This is a genomic window from Streptomyces sp. A2-16 (assembly GCF_018128905.1).
In the GTDB taxonomy this organism is placed as follows: domain Bacteria; phylum Actinomycetota; class Actinomycetes; order Streptomycetales; family Streptomycetaceae; genus Streptomyces.
The window spans coordinates 5333242-5353348 of sequence record NZ_CP063808.1; the positions used below are offsets into that span (position 1 = coordinate 5333242).

Genomic DNA, 20107 nt, shown 5'->3' on the forward strand with positions numbered 1-20107 from the left:
ACCGCCACGCGGTGAGGCCACGGGCAGTTTCGCCTCGGGCACCGCGGACTCCCGGTCCGCCGGGAGTTCGCCCCGGGGCGAAACTGCCGTCGCGGCGGACCGGGCCGGTCCGAACCGGCTGACGGGCCGCACCATGTACGGGTCGCGGCAGCCTGCCGGTTCAGCGCTCGCTACGCGTCCCGCGGTCGGCGAGGCCGCCGGCGCCCAGAGGACCGGTGTACTCGACGGGCTGCTCGGCCTCCAGGCGGGAGAGCGCGCGACGCGACACGCGCAGGACGACGGGTGGCAGGGCCGCCCGCACCGGTTGGACCAGACGCAGCCAGGCCGGTGCGTAGACGGCCGTACGGCGCCGCTCCAGCCCCCTGACCACCTGGGCGGCCACCGTTTCGGCGGGGTGCACTCGGCGGGCAGGCCCGGGCATGCGGACGCGCAGTTCCCGCAGCACGGCATGCAGGTCGGCGTCGCGGATCATGTCGGTGTCCGTCCAGTTGAGGTAGGCGATGCCCACGCCGACCCCCCGGTGTGCCACCTCCGCCCGCAGGGAGTGCGCGAAGGCCTCGGCGCCCGCCTTGGAGGCGCAGTAGGCGCTCATCATCGGGGCCGCGCCGAGCGACGCGAGCGAGGCGATCTGCAGGAAGTAGCCCCCCGTGTCGAGAAGGTCCGGCAGGAACGCCCGGGCCGTGTTGGCGCTGCCGGTGAGATTGACGTCCACGACGCGGCTCCAGGCGGCCGGCGGCGAGTCCTGGAACGGACCGCCTTCCGCTATGCCCGCGTTGGCCACCACGGCCGAGGCGGGTCCGAGACGGGCCCGCACGTCACCGGCCGCGACGGCCAGCGCCTCCGGATCGGTGACATCGACCTCGACGGCCAGGGCCGGCCCCGGGAGGGACGCGGCCACCGTGTCCAGGAGCGGCTTCTCGTGGCCCAGCAGGGCGAGCCGGGCCCCGCGCCGCGAGATCTCCCGGGCCAGGGCTGCGCCCACACCACGGGCTGCTCCGGTGACGGCCACCGTACGGCCGTCAAGCGGGTTGCTGCGCACGGATCGGCCCTCCTTTCGTCGGACGGACGCCCTGCCGGCCGTGTCCGCGTCCGCGCGGTCGCCCGGGGCTCAGCTCCCGGGGGCCGGCGGACGCGGAGTGTGGTCGGGGTGGCCGGGAGTACGGCGGTCCTCCTTCAGCTCGGCCTCGTACAAGTGGTCCCGGCCCTGCGCGAGTTCCTCGACCGCGCTCGCCTCCAGCTGCTGGAAGGGCCGGTAGTAGGTGGCGTTGTAGGCCTCCACGATCTGGAAGGTCCAGTGTCCGGGGATCACATTGCGTCCGAGGATCTCCGAGCGGACCTTCGCGGCCCACTCCGGATGCCCCGCCTCCTCCAACAGCCGTACGGCGTCGTCCAGTTGCAGGTCCGCCGTGCCGGTCAGCTGATGGAAGTCGTAGAGCCGGCCCCGGGCCCGCTCGGTCGTCTCCAGGGCCTTGGAGAGCGCCCCGAGGGCCTCGACGGTCGTGTCGTCGAGGCCTGCGGGGCGTCGATGGTCACGGTCGGGGCCGCCGGGATCCTGCCGGTGTTCGTTCACTGCTCCTCCTCGACGGGTACGGCCGCCCCGGCGGGCGGCGCCAGGGGTCAGCGCCTGCTTCCGGTGCGGTCGCGGCGGGTCAGGAGTCGTTGGGCGCGGGTGAGGCCGGGGGGCCGGTGGCGGTGCAGGGCGGCCCGGGCCGCGTTGGCGCCCGGTGCACCGTGCACTCCGCCGCCCGGGTGGGCGCCGGAGGAGGCCAGGAAGAGCCCCGGGACCGGGGTCTCCGGGCGTCCGGTGCCGGGCACGGGGCGAAAGACGAGCTGCTGGTGCAGGGCGGTCGTACCGCCGTTGATGGCGCCGCCGCTCAGATTGGCGTCCATGGCCTGCAGGGTCGGCGGTGCCAGGATGCGGCGGGCGCGGATCAGGTCGCGGAAACCCGGCGCGAACCGCTCCACCTGGGCCTCGACCCGGTCGGCCATGAGTTCCTGGTCCTTGGTGTCCCACTGGCCGGTGATGCCCTCGTCGGCCGCGTCGGCGCCGATCTCGTGGGGGACGTGGGTGTAGGCCCACGCCGATTCCGTGCCCCGCGGGGAGCGGGTGGCGTCGGCCGTGGTCATCTGCCCGAACAGCAGGAAGGGCCGGTCCGGGACCTGCCTCATGGCGAGCTGCGCGGCGAAGCGGGTGAGTTCGTCGACACCGTCGGCGAGGTGGACGGTGCCGGCCCGGGACGCCTGCTCGGCCTGCCAGGGCACCGGGCCGTCGAGCGCCCAGTCGACCTTGAAGGTGGCGAAGTCCCACTGGAAGCGGCGCAGGTCGTCCAGGAGCTGCGCGGGCAGGTGCTCGGGGTCGAGGAGGCGGCCGTACAGCGTGGGCACCGACACGTTCGCCAGCACCGCCCGGCGGGCCGGTACCGCGTCGCCGCCGGCCGTCCGCACGCCGACGGCCCGGCCGCCGCGGACCACGACCTCCTCGACGCGCTGTCCGCAGCGGACCCGCCCGCCCCTGGCCTCGAGGCGGCGGGCCAGGGCCTGGGTCAGGGCGCCGGAGCCGCCGACGGGCACGGGGAAGCCGTAGGTCTGGCCCAGCATGGACATCAGCCAGCCGAAGCCGCCGCTGCCCGCCGATTCGGGGGTGAGGTCGGCGTGCAGGGCGTTTCCCGCCAGCAGGAGCCGCCCGCCCTGTCCACGGAACTCCTCCTCCCCCAGCCGCCGTACCGGAAGGACCAGGGTCCGGGCCATGCGCAGACCGCCCGCGGCGCGCAGCCGCCACGCCAGGCGGGCTGTCGCGCGGACCGGCGGGAAGGGGGTGAACAAGGCGTCCAGGATGTCGTGGCGCAGGCTCTGCCACACCTCGTCGAGCCGCCGCCAGGCGTCGCCGTCGCCGGGGGCGAAGGTGTCGAGGGACTGGGCCGTGGTGTCGAGGTCGCGGTCCAGGAGGGCGCAGCTGCCGTCGGTGAGGGGGTGTGCGAGCACGCTCGGTGCGTTGCTCCAGCGCAGCCCGTGGTCCTCCAGCCGCAGTGCGGCCAGGACCGGGGAGGCGGCCGCGAGCGGGTAGAAGGAGCTGAAGAGGTCGCTGACGAAGGCGGGATCGACCCCGCGGTCGTGGCGCACGGCGCCGCCCGGCTCCGGCTGTTCCTCCAGCACCTCGACGCTCCATCCGGCGTCCGCCAGCACGTTCGCGGCGACCAGGCCGTTGGGGCCCGCGCCGATCACGACGGCGTCAGGCACGGCCGGCTCCCGCGACGCCCGGTACCGGTCGCGGGGTGTCGCGGGCGTCTCTCTCCAGGCCTTCGCACAGCTTGGCCAGGCGGGCGAGCATGGTCCGGTGGCGCAGCTGGATCAGCGCGTCGAATCCGACGTTGTGCAGTCGGCCACCGGCTCCCCGCAGCGGGTGCTCGTCGACGATGACCAGGCACTCCTCGCCCCACGGCCGCAGCTCGATCGCGATGCGGGCGGTGCCGAGCACGCCGGCATGGGCCTCCAGCTCCAGGCTGACGCCTTCCTCGCAGTGGCGTACGACCGTTTCGTTGACCAGTTTCAGCGGTCCGATCGGGACCTGGAAGCGGAGCGCCGCGTCCTTGTGCGGCCATTGTCCGCGGACCGGCTCGGAGCGGGAGGTCCCCACGACCCACTCCGCATAGCGGTGACCGTCGGCGAGGACGTCCCACACAGCACTCGGGTCTACTCGGATCAGGCGATGGCGACGAGCCACGGGATACCTCCCTGTGTGTACCGCGTGTACTGCGGATTCCGTTGTGATCCCCCGGCCGGATGCAGTGGTCCGGCCCGGCCCTGCCGGTCGGGACGTCGGCACGGTCACCGTTCGTCTCGCGTGATGTCCGGTCCTCCCGTAGGGTCACGGTGCCGCCATGGCACAGGGGTTCCCGGGCCCTGGTCGTGTCCCGACCGGGCCGCGGCCGTATGCGAGTCACCGCAGGGTCCGTGCCCCGTCCGGCGAGGAGAGGCGCGGATCCGATACGGCCCGACCGATGAGGAGTTCCCATGTCCGGAGAGTTCAAAGCGGTGGTGGAGGTCGACCGTCCGGTGCAGGAGGTGTTCGCCTACCTCGCCGATGGGCGCAACGATCCCCAGTTCAGTCCCCGGGTGCTCAGGATCGAGAGGATTCCGGAGACGCCGACCGCTGTGGGCACGGTCTTCCGGAGCACCGTCAAGGACGCCGGCATGAAGACGGCGCGGGAGTTCCGCATCACCGAACTCGAAGCCCCGGTCAGGATCCGCTGGGTCGAGGTGTCCAAGAACAGCGTGAGCGTGCGCGAGGGCGGCTATGACCTGGAGTCCCTGCCCGACGGCAGGACCCGGGTCCGTATCTTCAACGTGCTGGAGGGCCACGGGCTGGGCAAACTGCTGGTCGGTCTGGCGCTGGCCGCGGCCCGCAAGGACGCTCCCGACTTCGGCAACCGCATCAAGACGGCCGCCGAGAAGGCGCTCGCTGCCGGCTGACGTTTCCGGGGTCGGCCCGGGTCCCGTCGGTACGGACTCCGGAGCCGTCCGTCGGCGTGACGGAGGCGCGGTGCGCGGGCTGCCCTGCGGGCACCCCGACGGCGACCGGGGCCCGCGTGCGGAAGCGGCGGGTCCAGTTCGCGCGTCCCCGGCCGGCGGGCGGGGCCGGCGTCGGCCCGACCGCGTCCGGCGGCGCCCGCGATGCGGGCCTGGCGGAACTGCGCGTACCGCCAGGCCGCCCGCGACGAGGTCACAGACGGCACCCTCGGCGCCGTAACCGCGCTCCTGGCTCCTGGGGGTGGCTCGGTCCCGCGGCCGCCGCACCCAGCGGCATCGCCTCAGCGCCCCGGCGCCCATCCGCACCGCACGCGAAGTCCCCGGAGCTGCCGGCGCCCGGGTGACTCGGTCTCACGGGCGCCGCACCCAGCGGCATCGCCTCAGCGACCCAGCACCCATCCGTCCGGCTCGCGTGTGCCCGCCCGCAGCCGTCGGCGCCGTCGGCGCCCGGTGACTACAACGGATCGTCGAAGAGCGTGAGCCGGGCCGTGACGCGTTTGCCGACGGGTTCTCGGCGCACCTCGATTCCCTGTACGACCGCCATGACGATCTCCAGACCGTGCTGGCCCACCCGGCCTACGTCGGCGGCGCGCGCCATGGGAAGTGTCGGATCGGTGTCCCACACCTCGATCTCCAGCATGCCGTCGGTGATGCGCAGCTGCAGCAGCACCGGGCCAGGCGCGTATTTCAGCGCGTTGGTGACCAGCTCGCTGACCACCAGCTGCCCCAGGTCCACGGTGCGGGCCGCCACCGGCAGCCCGTACTCCCCCTGCACCCGCGTCAGGAACTTCGACGTCTGGGCCCGCGCGTCGGCGATACAGCCGTCCGCTCCGTCCAGGGCCACGGTCACCTCGGCAGGTGCGGCTTCCGGCATCCGCGAACACTCCTCAGGCAGGACCCGCACCCCGCCGACCATCTCCAGTACCCCGTTCATGAGCGCGCGGCTACCCCGTGGTTCGCCCCTTACGCCTGTGCCGCGCTTTTCTTCTGCTGCCGACGAACTCGGGAACGGTCTCATGCATCGCACCCCGGCTTCCTGGGCAACGGTGGCACCAAGGACGTGACAGCCCCATCGAGTGCGCAGAGGACGCAAGTGGCAGACAACCGGGAAGCAGAGGACCGCGGCGGACTGGCCGTGGTCCGGACCGACGCCGACGGCATCACCGTCCTCGGCCTCGACGGAGAGATCGACCACCAGAGCGTGGGCGGCCTGACGCGGGCCCTGGCCGCAGGGGACACCGCCGCGGCTCACCGGGTCGTGGTCGACCTGAGCAAGGTCACGTTCATGGACTCCAGCGGCGTCAACTCCCTGATCGCCGCCTTCCAGGACGCCCGGGCCGCAGGGGGATGGCTGCGGCTGGTGGTGGTGCGGGGCGCGGTGCTGCGCACTCTGGAGCTCGTGGGACTCGACACCGTCGTCCCCTTTCACCCGACCCTGGAGGACGCCCTCGCGTCGACGCGGCCGGACGCGTGAAAACTCGGACGAGTACCCGGGCTCCTCCCTCTCATGCCGGCTTCACCCACTCTTTTTTCGGTGGGTCACAACCCTCCCGACAGCCTTTTGTCGCCACTCGGCACCTGGGTTAATCTTCGACGGATTTCTCATCGGGCAGCTCCGTGGGGTGCGGAATTGTCGCTGGTGAGCGGGCCCGTGACGAGCCCGGCACGGTTCCGAGTCCTCGGTGCGGGGACTCTTGGGGAGCGGAACGAGGGTGCGCATGACCAGCACGTCGACACCGGCTCGGGAGAAGGCCCCGGGCGAGCAGGAGCTACGGCAGTTGCTGGCCGGGCTGACCGCCGTGCGCGACGGCGACTTCGGCACGCGGCTGCCGTCCGACGGACAGGGCCTGCTGGGCGACATCGCCACCGTCTTCAACGGCATGGTCGACCAGCTGTCCGTGTTCACCTCGGAGGTCACACGGGTGGCCCGCGAGGTCGGCACCGAGGGCACGCTGGGCGGCCAGGCGGAGGTTCCGGGCGTCTCCGGCACCTGGGCGGACCTGACCGACTCGGTCAACGCGATGGCCGGCAATCTGACCACCCAGGTGCGTGACATCGCCCAGGTGGCGACGGCGGTGGCCAAGGGCGACCTGTCCCAGAAGATCGACGTGCCCGCGCGCGGGGAGATCCTTCAGCTGAAGGAGACCGTCAACACGATGGTCGACCAGCTGTCCGCGTTCGCCGACGAGGTCACCCGCGTCGCGCGCGAGGTCGGCAGCGAGGGCCGTCTCGGCGGACAGGCGCAGGTGCCCGGGGTGGGCGGCGTCTGGCGCGACCTGACCGATTCGGTCAACTTCATGGCCGGGAACCTCACCTCCCAGGTCCGCAACGTCGCCCAGGTGACGACGGCGGTGGCGCAGGGCGACCTCTCCCAGAAGATCACCGTCGACGCCCGCGGCGAGATCCTCGAACTCAAGAACACCATCAACACGATGGTCGACCAGCTCTCCGCCTTCGCCGACGAAGTCACCCGCGTCGCCCGAGAAGTCGGCACCGAGGGACGCCTCGGCGGACAGGCCGACGTCAAGGGCGTCAAGGGCACCTGGCGCGACCTCACCGACTCCGTGAACTTCATGGGCGGCAACCTCACCGCGCAGGTCCGCAACGTCGCCCAGGTGGCGACCGCGGTGGCGCAGGGCGACCTCTCCCAGAAGATCACCGTCGACGCCCGCGGCGAGATCCTCGAACTCAAGAACACCATCAACACGATGGTCGACCAGCTCTCCGCCTTCGCCGACGAGGTCACCCGCGTCGCCCGCGAGGTCGGCACCGAGGGCAACCTGGGCGGGCAGGCGATCGTGCGGGGCGTGTCGGGGACCTGGAAGGACCTCACCGACAACGTCAACGTGATGGCGTCGAACCTGACCGGGCAGGTCCGTTCGATCGCCCAGGTCGCCACCGCCGTGGCCCGCGGCGACCTCTCCCAGAAGATCACCGTGGAGGCCAAGGGCGAGGTCGCAGCCCTGGCGGACGTCATCAACACCATGGTCGACACGCTGTCCGCGTTCGCCGACGAGGTCACCCGGGTGGCCCGCGAGGTCGGCACCGAGGGGCGCCTCGGCGGTCAGGCGCATGTGCCGAACGTGGCCGGCACCTGGAAGGACCTCACCGACAACGTCAACTCGATGGCCAACAACCTCACCGGTCAGGTGCGCAACATCGCCCTGGTGACGACCGCGGTGGCCAACGGTGACCTGTCGAAGAAGATCGACGTCGACGCCCGGGGCGAGATCCTGGAGCTGAAGACCACCATCAACACGATGGTGGACCAGCTCTCGTCGTTCGCTGCGGAGGTCACCCGCGTGGCCCGCGAGGTGGGCAGCGAGGGACGGCTCGGCGGGCAGGCCGAGGTGGAGGGTGTCGAGGGCACCTGGAAGCGGCTCACCGAGAACGTCAACGAGCTGGCCGGGAACCTCACTCGGCAGGTCCGCGCGATCGCCGAGGTCGCCAGCGCCGTCGCCGAGGGCGACCTGACCCGGTCGATCAACGTGGAGGCCTCCGGTGAGGTCGCCGAGCTCAAGGACAACATCAACTCCATGGTGGAGTCCCTGCGCGAGACCACCCGGGCCAACCAGGAGCAGGACTGGCTCAAGACCAACCTGGCCCGGATCTCCAGCCTGATGCAGGGCCACCGTGACCTGCCCGTGGTCGCCGAGCTGATCATGGACGAGCTCACCCCGCTGGTCGCGGCCCAGTACGGCGCCTTCTACCTGGCGGAGGACACCCAGCGCGGGCACGAACTGCGGCTGGTGGGCTCGTACGGCTATCCCGACGACGAAGAGCGGCCCACCCGCATCCCGGTCGGGCGCTCGCTGGTCGGGCAGGCCGCGCGCAACCGCCGCAGCGTCACCGTGGAGGAGCTGCCCGAGGGGTACGTCACCATCTCCTCGGGTCTCGGGCACGCCGCGCCCACCGCTCTGGTGGTGCTGCCGATCGTGGTCGAGGAGCAGGTCCTCGGTGTGATCGAGCTGGCCTCCGTCAGCCGCTTCAGGAAGATCCACCAGGACTTCCTGGCGCAGCTGATGCCGACCATCGGCGTCAACCTCAACACCATCGTCGCCAACGTCCGCACCGACGAGCTGCTTGACGAGTCCCAGCGGCTGACGGCCGAACTCCAGGCCCGTTCCGAGGAGTTGCAGGTCCAGCAGGACGAACTCCAGCGCTCCAACGCGGAGCTGGAGGAGAAGGCCTCGCTGCTGGCCTCGCAGAACCGCGACATCGAGGCCAAGAACCTCCAGATCGAGCAGGCCCGGCAGGAACTGGAGACCCGGGCGCAGCAGTTGTCGCTGGCGTCCAAGTACAAGTCGGAGTTCCTGGCCAACATGAGCCACGAGCTGCGCACCCCGCTCAACAGCCTGCTGATCCTGGCCCAGTTGCTGGCGCAGAACCCCTCGCGCAACCTCACGCCGAAGCAGGTCGAGTACGCGGGCATCATCCACTCGGCGGGCTCGGACCTGCTCCAGCTGATCAACGACATCCTCGACCTGTCCAAGGTCGAGGCGGGCAAGATGGACGTCGCCCCCGAGCGGGTCCCGCTGCGCAAGCTCCTGGAGTACGTCGAGGCGACGTTCCGGCCCATGACGAGCCAGAAGAGCCTGGAGTTCACGGTGGCCACCGCCCCCGGCACCCCGGCGGACCTGCTGACCGACGACTCCCGGCTGCGCCAGATCCTGCGCAACCTGCTGTCGAACGCGGTGAAGTTCACCGAGCAGGGCGGTGTGGAGCTGCGGATCGAACCGCCCGCCGACCAGGAGGTGCCGGCCGGCGTGCACCGGGGCGGACCCGTCGTGGCGTTCCGGGTCAAGGACACCGGCATCGGCATCCCGCAGCAGCAACTGGAGACGATCTTCGGGGCGTTCCAGCAGGCCGACGGCACGACGAGCCGCAAGTACGGCGGCACCGGGCTCGGTCTGTCCATCACCCGGGAGATCGCCCATCTGCTGGGCGGTGCGGTCACGGTCGACAGCACTCCCGGCCAGGGCAGCACCTTCACGCTCTATCTCCCGGTCGCGCGCGCCGACTTCGAGGAGTTGCAGGACAACGGCGGACGGCCCGTGGAGCAGTCGTACGACAGTGCCGGCCCCGACGACGACACGGCGCCGCGAGCCCTGGCGGCCGCCGCTCCCTCCCCCGAGCAGCGCAGGCGCCGGCTGCTGGTCATCGAGGAGCGTCCGCGCGGACTGCTCACGCTCGTCGCCGAGCGGGCCGTCGCGGACCTCTCCCAGGACGCCGACGGCCCGCACGGGGCGATCGACATCATCACGGCCGTGGGGGCGCAGGAGGCGGCGAGCACCCTGGCCGCCGACCCCTGCCACTGCGTCGTCCTCGAACTCGGCATTCCGCACGACGAGGGCGCGAACTTCCTGGAGGCCATGGGCGGCGACTCGGCGCTGGCAAGCGTGCCGGTCCTCGTGCACACCGGGCACCGCATGTCCCTCGGCCAGGAGCAGGGTCTGCGGGCCCTGGCGGGCGACCGGCCGCTGGACTTCCTGAGCAGCCTGGACGATCTGCGCGAGCGGATCACGCTGCACCTGTCCGCCGAGCAGCCCGGTGACGTGCTGTCGCTGGTGCGCCCCGAGGAGCCCCAGCGATCCGCGGCGCAGGTGGTGGACGACTCCTTCGTCGGCCGGACGGTCCTCGTGGTCGACGACGACGCCCGCAACCTCTTCGCGCTCAGCGGGGTGCTGGAGCTGCACGGCTTCCAGGTCCTGCACGCGGACAACGGCCGCAAGGGCATCGAGATGCTCCTCGCGCACCCGGACATCTCGCTGGTCCTGATGGACGTGATGATGCCGGAGATGGACGGGTACGCCGCCACCGCGGAGATCCGCTCCATGCCGCAGTACGCCGAGCTGCCGATCATCGCGGTCACCGCGAAGGCCATGCCCGGGGACCAGGAGAAGAGCCTCGCGTCAGGGGCCAACGACTACGTCACCAAGCCCGTCGACACCGGCGACCTCATCGCCCGTGTCCGCCAGTGGCTGCCCGGGTGAGCGGACGCCGTGCCCGCCAGCCGACCGCGTGACGCCCCAGCCGAGGAACAGGCCCCACTGTGAGTGATCTCCGTCAGCCGCCCGAGCCCCAGACCGCCCGCGCACAGGAACGGCCCGCCGTCGACCGCGACGACCCCGACGGGCAGTCCTCTCCCGTCGGCAGGCTGGCGGCGACCGTGGAGCGGCTGCGCCAGGAGGTGCGGGCGGCGCAGGCCGAGGCGGACGGGCGGGCCCTGATCGAACTGGCCAAGGGCATCCTGGTCGAACGGCTGGGCTGCGGTCCCGCGCAGGCCTCGCGTCAGCTCGCCGAGCTGACCGAGCAGGCGGGTGTGACGCCTCTGGAGTTCGCCGTCGAGGTGATCAACCAGGCCTCGCGCGACCGGCTGTCGGAGGTGACCAGCGCCTTTCTCGCCGCCACGGCCACAGCCGACCCGCCCGACGGACACTCCTCCGCCGTACGGCTGCGGGCTGCCGAGAGCGGGGCGCTGGCCGCCGCCGAGGACACCCAGGCGGTCGCCGACTCCCTGCTGGAGCACGCGCTGACCCCCCTGGGCGCCGAGGCGGTGGCCATCTGGGCCCTGGGGGCCGACGGCTCCCTCACCCTGGCGGGCAGTGCCGGGTTCTCCACGGCCGAGGCCGGACGCTGGCGCCATGTGCCGCCGGGCGTGACGACCGTGGCGCGCCGCGGCCTCACCGAGCGCTCGGGACAGTGGATCCGCAGTCTTTCCGAGACCGGCCTGCCCTCCATCGGCCAGCACCATTACGTCGACGGCGGCCGCGTGGCCCTGCCGGCCGAGACCGGCGGGCGCATCCACGGCGTGCTGGAGATCGTCTGGCCCACTCCCCTGGAGGACCCTCTCCCGGCGATCGTCCGCCAGGTCGAGGCCCTGGCGGAGCTGTGCGCGCACACCCTGCAGACGCACGCGTTCCAGCACCCCGACGGCGCCCCGGGTCCGCGCGTCCTGCCCGACGTCTCCGAACTGATGGACCTGGCCGACGGGCTCCACGATCCCGCTCTGGTGCTAGTGCCGCACCTGGGTTCCGACGGGCACCTCGTCGACTTCCGCATCCACCACGTCAACAGCCGCTTCCTCGACCCGGCCGGCCGTCCGCGGGGCGCCGTGAACGGGGCGCTGCTGCTGGAGGCGTATCCGATGGCCGCCGGCCACAGCGAGCTGTTCGAACGGACGGAGCGGGTCTACGCCACCGGCGAGCCGTTCCGCGCCCACCGCATGCGGCTCACCGCCTTGGTGGACGACGTGCCGCTCGCGGCGGTCGCCGACATCAACATCAGTCGGCACGGCGGCAGTGTCCTGCTGATCTGGCGGATCGAGGACGAGACGGCCCGGCTGGCGAGCCTGCTCCAGCACGCCCAGCGCCTGGGCCGCATCGGTGGCTTCGAGGAGAACCTGCTGACGGGCGAGATCACCTGGAACGGGCAGCTCTTCCACCTCTACGGCAGGCCCGCCACCGACGCCCCCGTGCCGCTGGAGGACCTGCCCGCCCACGCGCACCCCGACGACGGCATCGCCATCGGACGGTTCCTGCGCACCCTGCTCCATCAGCGTCGTCCCGCGTCCACCGCGTTCCGGCTCCTGCGCCCCGACGGGGTCACCCGCCACATCCGGGTCGTGGCGGAGCCGGTCCTGGACTCCGCCGGCCAGCTGTACGTCCTGCGCGGCGCCTACCAGGACATCTCGGCGCACCACTGGACCGAGGTCGCGCTCGCCGCCACCCGCGACCAGCTCGCCCACACCGAGCAGCAGTCCAGCGAACGCAACCGGCTGACCCTGCAGTTGCAGCACGCCATCATGCCCCCGACACGGGCGCCGCTGACGGTTCCGGGACTGGACGTGGCGGTGCGCTACCGGCCCGCGGAGACCCAGCACCTGGTCGGCGGTGACTGGTACGACGCGGTTGTACTGCCGTCCCGGCTGGTGCTGCTGTGCGTGGGCGACGTCGCCGGGCACGGCATCGAGGCGGCCACCAGCATGGTCGTCCTGCGCAACGCGCTGCGCGGGCTCGCCGTGACCGGCGCGGGGCCCGGCCAGCTGCTGTCCTGGCTCAACATGGTGGCCCACCATCTGACCGGCGCCGTCACCGCCACGGCCGTGTGCGGTCTGTACGACCCGGAGAGCCACACGCTGCGCTGGGCGCGGGCCGGGCATCTGCCCCCGGTCCTGGTGCGCGGCTCGGATGCGGCGCCGCTGCCCCTGGTCAAGGGGCTGCTGCTGGGCGCCGTACCGGAGGCCGTGTACGAGGAGCACGAGGTCCAGCTGGCCGTCGAGGACACGCTGCTGATGTACACCGACGGTCTGATCGAACGCCGGGACCGCTCCGTGGAGGAGTCCCTGGCGCAGTTCCTGACGGTCGCGCGGGCGGTCCCGCCCACGCTGGACCAGCAGTTGGACCGGCTGCTCACGCACAGCAGGTCCGACACGGACGACGACACCTGCATCGTGGGGATCCGCGTGGCCTGAGGCCCCGGGTGATGCGCGAGGAGGGCGACCGCATCACCGTGCTGTTCGAGTCCATGGGGTATCGGACACTGTCCCTGACCGCGCTCGCCGACAAGGGCGCTCCTCGTGGCACAACCGCACGAGGCCGGCTGACCTGGCCCGGCCTCAGCGCCGCGCCACCACCCGCAGCGTCCTCACCGAGGGATCGGCCGCGTCCGGGATCAGGACGCCGTGCTCGACGCCGCTGCGCAGATAGTCGAGGATCTCGTCGGTGATGACCTCACCGGGAGCGATCACCGGCACTCCCGGCGGATACGGGCTGATCATCTCCGCGGCGATACGGCCCGCGGCACGCTCGGCGGGGACGTGGTCGACCTCGGCGAAGAACGCCTCGCGTGGCAGCATGGCCTGCTCCAGTTCCAGGGCGGAGGGCTCGGGCAGGCGTACCGGCGGCCTGCGCTCGATGGACTCGGCGCCCTCGGTGAGGGCGCGCAGGGCGTCCAGGAGCGTCTTCTCCGTCTCGTCGTCGTCGCCGTGGGTGATCGACGCGCTGATCCGGCAGGTGTCCGAGCCGCCGAGGTCCACATGGCGTTCGGTCCGCAGCCATTCGGCGGCCTGCATGCCGCTGATCCCGAGCTCGCGTACATCGATCACGATCTTCAAAGGGTCGAATTCCGCGGCGAGCCCTTCCTCCACGATCTCCTGCCCCATGGGCCGCAGTCCCGGCAGATCCGCGGCCGCCAGCCTGATCCGTTCCGCGCGGTGCAGCGCGGCGTCCAGGAGGTCGTGGCCCTGCTCGACCATCTGGCGGCGCCAGCCGTCCAGGGTCAGGTACACCAGGGACGAGGCGCTGGTGGTGCCTAGCAGGTCCTCCCGCTGCTTGAGAGCCTCCGGCGAGACCCGGTCGTACTGGAGGTGGAAGACGGAGCTCTGCTCGATCGCCCCGCCCATCTTGTGGACGCTCGTGACCACCAGGTCCGCCTCTGCGTCCATGCCCCAGGCGGGCAGATCGGGATGGAACGGCAGGTGGGCGCCCCAGGCCTCGTCGAGGATGAGGGGGACGCCGAACTCGTGGCACACCCGGGCCACGCCCCGGACGTCGGCGCAGGTGCCCCAGTCGGTGGGGGTGATCAGCAGCATGCCCTTGGCGTCGGGGTGCTCCTGGAGCCGGCGGCGTACGTCGTCGGGCTCCGGCGGATGGGCGAGGTGCCGGTCGGCGTCGAACCGGGGATGGACCCAGATCGGTTCCACGCCATTGACGACGACGCCCGAGATCACGGACTTGTGCGCGTTGCGCGACAGCAACAGCTTCTCCCCCGGACCGGCGACAGCGAGCATCGCCGTCTTGACGGACAGGGAGCTGCCGCACGTGGAGAAGAACGCCTGCTCGGCGCCTACCGCGTCCGCCATCAGCTCCTGTGCCTGCCTGAGCACACCCTGGGACTGACGGCGGTCGTCCAGGCCGTTGAGGGAGAGCACGTCCGAGCGGAACACGTCGAGTCCGACGACCTCCGCCACCCTCGGGTCCACGCCGCGGCCCTGCCTGTGGCCGGGCGGACCGAAGACCGTGTCACCCCGCCTGCGGAACTCCTCAAGCGCCTCCAGCACGGGCGCCCGCGAGTGATCCATGGTTCCTCCCAAGTCCGTCCCGCCCCGTTCGGGTGTCGACGCCGTACGGTCGGCTCACCCGGTCTGCACACCGTGTTGACCGCGGACGCCTGCCGAAACGCCCTGCACCGGCCGTCCCCTCCCCCAGCGGCTCAGGAGGGGCGCAGGTGCCGCTCCATCCAGTCCGCGGCGGTCCGGCGGAACAGGCGGCGGTTGTCCGCGCGCAGGAAGTCGTGGCCCTCGTCGCGCAGCACGAGCAGTTCGGCGTGGACGCCGTGTTCCCGCGCGGCCCGCACGAACTGCCGCGACTCCTCCGGCGGCACGTTGGTGTCGTGCTCGCCGTGGACGGCGAGCAACGGGGCCCTCAGCGCGTCGATACGGCTCATGGGTGACAGGGCGTGCAGCAGTTCGCGGTCGCGTTCGGGATGGCCGTACTTGTGCGCGGCGGATTCCGCGATCCAGGGCTCGGTGCCGGCGAAGAAGGTCAGCAGGTCGGACATGCCGCAGACGGCGACGCCGGTGCGGAACAGGTCCGGGTGCCGCACGAGGGAGGCGAAGGTCAGGTAGCCGCCGTACGAGCGGCCCATCACCGCCAGCCGGGTGGGGTCCGCGGGGCCCGCCGTGACCGCGTGCGCCGCGCAGTCGGCGACGTCGTCGAGCGCGGCGAAGCGGCCGGTGCCCAGGTCGGCGTCGACGAAGGTGCGGCCGTGCCCGGCGGAGCCGCGCACGTCGGGTGCGAAGACGTCCAGTCCGCGCCCGAGCAGCTCGTGGTAGAGCGGGTCGAGCACGGGGCGTTCCTGGTCCTCGGGGCCGCCGTGCAGGTGGATCACACACGGCGCCGGCTCGCTCGGGGCACGTCCCGGAGCACGGTAGTACCAGCCGCTGAGGGGCAAGCCGTCCCGGGCGGTGAGTCCCGTGAGCACGGGGCGTACGGGCGGGCGGCCCGGCGGGACGGCGTCCTCGTCCCGGGAGGACCACGGGGTGCGCAGCAGGGAGACCCCTTCGTGGGCCCACCACACGCCCGGACGGCGTTGCGACCCGGACAGCGCGAGCAGCAGCCGTCCCGTCCCGGCCGGCGCGACCCGCGTGACGACCTCGTGGGGCAGCGGCACCGGCCGCGCCGGTCCGACGGCGTCCGCGGCCCCGTGCCACGGGAAGGTCTCGACGACGTGGAGTTCGCAGGCACCCCGCACGTTCCACGCCAGCACGGCCGTGCGGCCGTCGTGCGCCATCGCCAGCAGTTCGAGATCGCAGTCCTCGCGTTCGGCGGCGACGGTCCTGCCGAGCGGCGTGCCGTCGGCGTCGAGAGCGACGGCGAACAGCGCCGCGTACTCCCGTTCGGCGTCGCTGCGCAGCCACAGGGTCCGCCCGTCGGGAGAGAACCGGCCGATCCACTGGTCGCCGTCAGCGACCGGCAGGGTGAAGGTCGTCACCGCGTCGGGTATGCGTCGTACCACCGCCTCCCGCCGCCCGCGCGGGCCCCGGCGCAGCAGCGCGAGCCGTCCGTCGTGGCTGAGGTCGCACACCCGCAGCGTGGGGGCGTCCGGTTCCGTGGCGACGAGCACGGGCGAGGCGAGGCCGTCGGGATCGATCAGGTAGGCGGACAGGCCCCCGCCCGGCCGGGTCGCCGGTGTTCCGCGCGGACCCACGGCGTAGGCGGTGGTGCCGAGGAGGGTCGCCCGGCCGTCCCGGGCCGTCCAGTGGACAGGCACGGCGTCCGGCGGCTGCCACAGGCCGTCCTGCGGGGCGCGGGAGGCGGCCGGTGCGGCCAGGGTGACGGCGACGGCCGAGCCGTCGTGGGCCCAGCAGCCGAGGTAGGCGGACGTGTCCGGGTCGGCACCGGCCAGCAGCCGGCGGCCGGTGCCGTCGGGCCGTACGCACAGCACACGAGTGTGCTCACCGCCGCCCGGTGCGGTGGTGTAGGCGATCCAGCGGCCGTCGGGTGACCAGGACACCTCCTTCACGGGGTCCGGGGAGGAGTCGAGCAGCCGGATCGCGTCCCCGTCCGCGGGCCCGGCCCACAGCTGGGGCACGCCACCGCGGTCGCAGATGAAGGCCGTCGCGGTGCCGTCGGGATCGGCGGAGGGGTACCAGCAGCCGTGCGCCTGGAGCCGGGTCACCGCGTCGCGCGGGCCCTCCGCCTCGGGCAGGGGCATCGGGGCGGGGGCCGCGGTGCGGGCGGACCCCGGCGCGGGTGCGGCCGTCGCGGCGGGCGGGGTCCCGGTGCCGTGCTCGCCGGTCACGTGATTCCGTGCGTCTGCAGCCATATCTCCAGCAGTGCCACCTGCCACAGGGCGTTGGCGCCGCGCTTGGTCCGGTGCTCGTCGGGCGCCGCCAGGAGTTCGGCCACGTACGACTCCTGGAAGATGCCCCGCTTCTTCGCCTCGGGCGCCGCGAGCGCCTCGCGCACCCGGTCCAGTACGGGTCCGGCCATGTGGCGGACGGCCGGCACGGGGAAGTAGCCCTTGGGCCGGTCGACGATCTCCCGCGGCAGGAGCTTGCGGCCGGCCTCCTTCAGGACGCCCTTGCCGCCGTCTGCGAGCTTGAGCTCCGGCGGACAGGCCGCGGCCAGCTCCACCAGTTCGTGGTCGAGGAAGGGCACGCGGGCCTCCAGTCCCCAGGCCATGGTCATGTTGTCGACGCGCTTCACCGGGTCGTCGACGAGCATGACGTGCGTGTCCAGCCGCAGCGCCGCGTCCAGGGCGGTCTGCGCGCCGGGAAGCGCCATGTGCTCCCTCACGAAGCGTCCCGACACGTCGTCCCGGGGCAGCAGGTGCGGCTGGAGGATGCGGGCGAGGTCGGCGTGGGGACGGTCGAAGTACGTCTCGGCGTACCGCTGCGGCTCGTCCTCGCGGGCGACGGCGGCCAGCTCCGGATACCAGTGGTACCCGGCGAACACCTCGTCGGCGCCCTGCCCGCTCTGCACGACCTTCACCTCTTTGGAGACCTGCTCGGACAGCAGGTGGAAGGCGACCACGTCGTGGCTGATCATGGGCTCGCTCATTGCGGCGACGGCGTCGTCCAGGGCGGTCGAGACCCGGTCCGAGGGCACCATCATCCGACGGTGGTCCGTGCCGAACTCGCGGGCGACCAGGTCCGAGTAGCGGAACTCGTCGCCCTCCTCCCCGCCCTCGGCCTCGAAACCCACGCTGAACGTCTTCAGGTCACGCTGACCTTCGTCGGCGAGGAGGGCGACGATCAGGCTGGAGTCCAGGCCGCCGGAGAGCAGGACGCCGACCGGCACGTCGGAGACCATCCGGCGGCGTACGGCCGTGCGCAGCGCCTCCAGCACCGCGTCACGCCACTCGTCGGGCTCCATCTCCGCGTACTCGGCGCGCCGGGTGTAGGACGGCTGCCAGTAGTGGTGGTCACGCTGGCTGCCGTCGGGGTCGACCACCCGTACGGTGGCCGGCGGGAGTTTGCGCACGCCGTTGAGGACGGTGTGCGGGGCGGCGACCGTGGCGTGCCAGCTCAGGTACTGGTGGACGGCCACCGGGTCGACGGAGGTGTCCACGTCTCCGGCGGCCAGAAGGGCGGGCAGGGAGGAGGCGAACCGCAACCGGTCCGGCGCGGGCGCGAGATACAGCGGCTTGATCCCCAGCCGGTCGCGGCCGAGCACGAGACGCCCGGTGCGGTGCTCGACGAGCGCGAAGGCGAACATGCCGTAGAAGCGCTCCACACAGGCGGTCCCCCACTGGCGGTAGGCGTGGAGCACGACCTCCGTGTCGGAGTTCGACCTGAAGCGGTGTCCGAGACGCCTGAGCTCCTCGCGCAGCTCCTTGTAGTTGTAGACGCAGCCGTTGAAGACGCCGGTGATCTCGCCGTCGGCGTCCGTCATCGGCTGGGCGCCGAGGTCGGACAGGTCGATGATCTTCAGTCGCCGGTGCCCCAGCGCCACCGCGCCCCGTGTCCAGATGCCCTGGCCGTCGGGTCCACGAGCGGTGAGCCGGTCGGTCATGCGCTCCACGGCCGCGAGGTCGGGTCGCCCGCCGTCGAAGCGGATCTCGCCGCTCAGGCCGCACATGCCACGCCGCCTCCTTCCCAGAAGCCGTCTGTCACGAGCGGGGACGGTGGCCCCGGCTCGCGCCTGCCGGTCGCGACCCGGGCGGAATTGGTGGACATGGACGAAACCTCTCCTCTGGACCGGTCGGGTGAAAGGCTGACAGGGGCGGCCGGATGAGCCGCGCGGAGCGGGGTCAGCTGCCGAGGACCTCCGGAGCACCGGACTCCGCCCGCCCCGTGACGGAGCGCCGGACTCGTGTGCGGGCGGCGCGGGCCGACCTGCGCTGTCGCCGCTCCCCGCGGGTCTCCGCGATCAGCAGGTCGGTGCAGGCCAGCAGGTCCTCCTCCCGCGCCCTGCGGCGCATGCGCTCGGCGGCGCTGCCCGCCGCCAGGGCCGCCTCGGTGAGATCCGCGACCGTCTGCCAGTCACCGTGGGTCTCCAGCGCGGGACGCAGCCGGGCGAGCAGTCCGCGTACGACGTCTGCTGCGGGCGCCTCCCGATGGGTCCGGGGATCCACCAGCGAACCCTCCAGGCCGGACCGGGCGGCCCGCCAGGAGGCGCCGCGCAGCCATTCGTGACGGCCGTCGCAGCTCGCGGCACCGGCAGCGCGGAGTTCGAGGGCCTCGGTCACCAGGGCCCGGAACAGGCCGGCGACGAGCACGACGGTCTCCACTCGCGGGCAGGCGTCGCAGATACGCAGTTCCAGTGTCCGCAGATGTGCCGAGGGACGCACGTCGTAATAGATCATCCCCGTGTCGCTGATGACCCCGGCCCGGACGAGGTCGTCCACCGCGGCGTCGTACTCGGCCGCGCTCCCGAAGCAGCCGACGGGCCCCGCGGTCGGCCAGCGCTGCCAGAGCAGCGTGCGCCAGCTGGCATAGCCGGTGTCGGCACCCTGCCAGAACGGCGAGCTGGCGGACAGGGCCAGCAGCGCGGGCAGCCAGGGAGAGACCGCGCACATGACCCCCACGGCCGTGTCGCGGTCCGGTACGTCCACGTGGACCTGGGCCCCGCAGATGAGCTGCTCGTCGGCCACCTGGCGGTACTCCTCGACCATGTGCCGATAGCGGGCGCCCGCGGTGGGGTGTCCGGAGGCGGCCGGGGCGAGGGGTGCCGTGCCCGCGGCCACCACCGCGAGGCCCAGCGAGGAGGCGGCCGCGTCGAGCCGCCGTCTGGTTCTCGAGAGGTCGGCGTACAGACCGCCCAGGCCGGCGTGCACCCCGCTGTTGGACTCCACGGTGGACTGGTGCAGCTCCGTGGTGAAAGTGCGCCGGGGAAGCCGGCGCAGGACCGCGTCGGCTCGCGGCATGAGCAGCCCGCTCTCCACTTCCAGGATGTGGAACTCCTCCTCGACACCGATGCGCATGGCCACGTCCGCTCCTCGATGTGTCGCCGAAAGCCCTGCCTGACTCAAGGGTGTCCCCCAAGTGCCCAGGAGATCGACAAATAAGCGTGGCTATGTGCACGTTTGGAATAGAAGCAACTCATATGAGCGCCGCTCGGCCGACTGAGTCGGA

General features: G+C 72.3%; 13 protein-coding genes. 4 read left to right on the forward strand and 9 right to left on the reverse strand.

All coding sequences use genetic code 11. The annotated features are described in order from the left end of the window. Positions 1-160 precede the first annotated feature (160 nt). The 4 genes from IOD14_RS23930 to IOD14_RS23945 all read right to left on the reverse strand — a co-directional run bounded on the left by IOD14_RS23930 (position 161) and on the right by IOD14_RS23945 (position 3721). Entirely contained in the window at positions 161-1039 is an 879-nt protein-coding gene (locus IOD14_RS23930; RefSeq protein WP_123986865.1) for an SDR family oxidoreductase, read from the reverse strand. 69 nt (positions 1040-1108) lie between these two features. Beyond that, positions 1109-1570: a hypothetical protein gene (locus tag IOD14_RS23935; RefSeq protein WP_123986866.1), complete on the reverse strand. Its 462-nt coding sequence runs from the start codon at positions 1568-1570 to the stop codon at positions 1109-1111. A 47-nt stretch (positions 1571-1617) separates the two neighbouring features. Beyond that, entirely contained in the window at positions 1618-3237 is a 1620-nt protein-coding gene (locus tag IOD14_RS23940) for an NAD(P)/FAD-dependent oxidoreductase (RefSeq protein WP_123986867.1), read from the reverse strand. After that, complete coding sequence (locus IOD14_RS23945) at positions 3230-3721, reverse strand: SRPBCC family protein (RefSeq protein WP_123986868.1); 492 nt, start codon at positions 3719-3721, stop codon at positions 3230-3232. Before IOD14_RS23945 ends, IOD14_RS23940 begins: the two co-directional genes overlap by 8 nt. Positions 3722-4011: 290 nt before the next feature. On the opposite strand from IOD14_RS23945, the gene IOD14_RS23950 reads away from it, so the two are divergent. Then, entirely contained in the window at positions 4012-4470 is a 459-nt protein-coding gene (locus tag IOD14_RS23950; RefSeq protein ID WP_123986869.1) for an SRPBCC family protein, read from the forward strand. A gap of 511 nt (positions 4471-4981) precedes the next feature. Here IOD14_RS23950 and IOD14_RS23955 read toward each other — a convergent pair. Next, positions 4982-5461, reverse strand: coding sequence for an ATP-binding protein (locus tag IOD14_RS23955; protein ID WP_123986870.1), 480 nt, complete (start codon positions 5459-5461; stop codon positions 4982-4984). A 159-nt stretch (positions 5462-5620) separates the two neighbouring features. Here IOD14_RS23955 and IOD14_RS23960 point away from each other — a divergent pair, with 159 nt between their 5' ends. From IOD14_RS23960 to IOD14_RS23970, 3 genes are all read left to right on the forward strand, one after another. Next, the gene (locus IOD14_RS23960) at positions 5621-6001 is read left to right on the forward strand and encodes an STAS domain-containing protein (RefSeq protein ID WP_123986871.1); all 381 of its coding nucleotides are present in this window, start codon (positions 5621-5623) and stop codon (positions 5999-6001) included. Positions 6002-6245: 244 nt separating this feature from the next. After that, on the forward strand, positions 6246-10520 hold the full coding sequence (locus IOD14_RS23965; RefSeq protein ID WP_123986872.1) for a HAMP domain-containing protein: 4275 nt from the start codon (positions 6246-6248) through the stop codon (positions 10518-10520). Positions 10521-10579: 59 nt separating this feature from the next. Continuing rightward, complete coding sequence (locus IOD14_RS23970) at positions 10580-13000, forward strand: SpoIIE family protein phosphatase (RefSeq protein WP_123986873.1); 2421 nt, start codon at positions 10580-10582, stop codon at positions 12998-13000. Positions 13001-13144: 144 nt separating this feature from the next. On the opposite strand, the gene IOD14_RS23975 is transcribed toward IOD14_RS23970, so the two are convergent. The 4 genes from IOD14_RS23975 to IOD14_RS23990 all read right to left on the reverse strand — a co-directional run bounded on the left by IOD14_RS23975 (position 13145) and on the right by IOD14_RS23990 (position 19956). Next, the gene (locus tag IOD14_RS23975; RefSeq protein ID WP_212671482.1) at positions 13145-14608 is read right to left on the reverse strand and encodes an ornithine decarboxylase; all 1464 of its coding nucleotides are present in this window, start codon (positions 14606-14608) and stop codon (positions 13145-13147) included. Between the two features lie 131 nt (positions 14609-14739). Next, on the reverse strand, positions 14740-16854 hold the full coding sequence (locus tag IOD14_RS23980) for a prolyl oligopeptidase family serine peptidase (RefSeq protein WP_212671483.1): 2115 nt from the start codon (positions 16852-16854) through the stop codon (positions 14740-14742). Then, entirely contained in the window at positions 16827-18611 is a 1785-nt protein-coding gene (locus tag IOD14_RS23985) for an N-acetylglutaminylglutamine amidotransferase (protein WP_123986876.1), read from the reverse strand. Before IOD14_RS23985 ends, IOD14_RS23980 begins: the two co-directional genes overlap by 28 nt. 172 nt (positions 18612-18783) lie before the next feature. After that, complete coding sequence (locus IOD14_RS23990) at positions 18784-19956, reverse strand: glutamate--cysteine ligase (protein ID WP_123992455.1); 1173 nt, start codon at positions 19954-19956, stop codon at positions 18784-18786. Positions 19957-20107 lie beyond the last annotated feature (151 nt).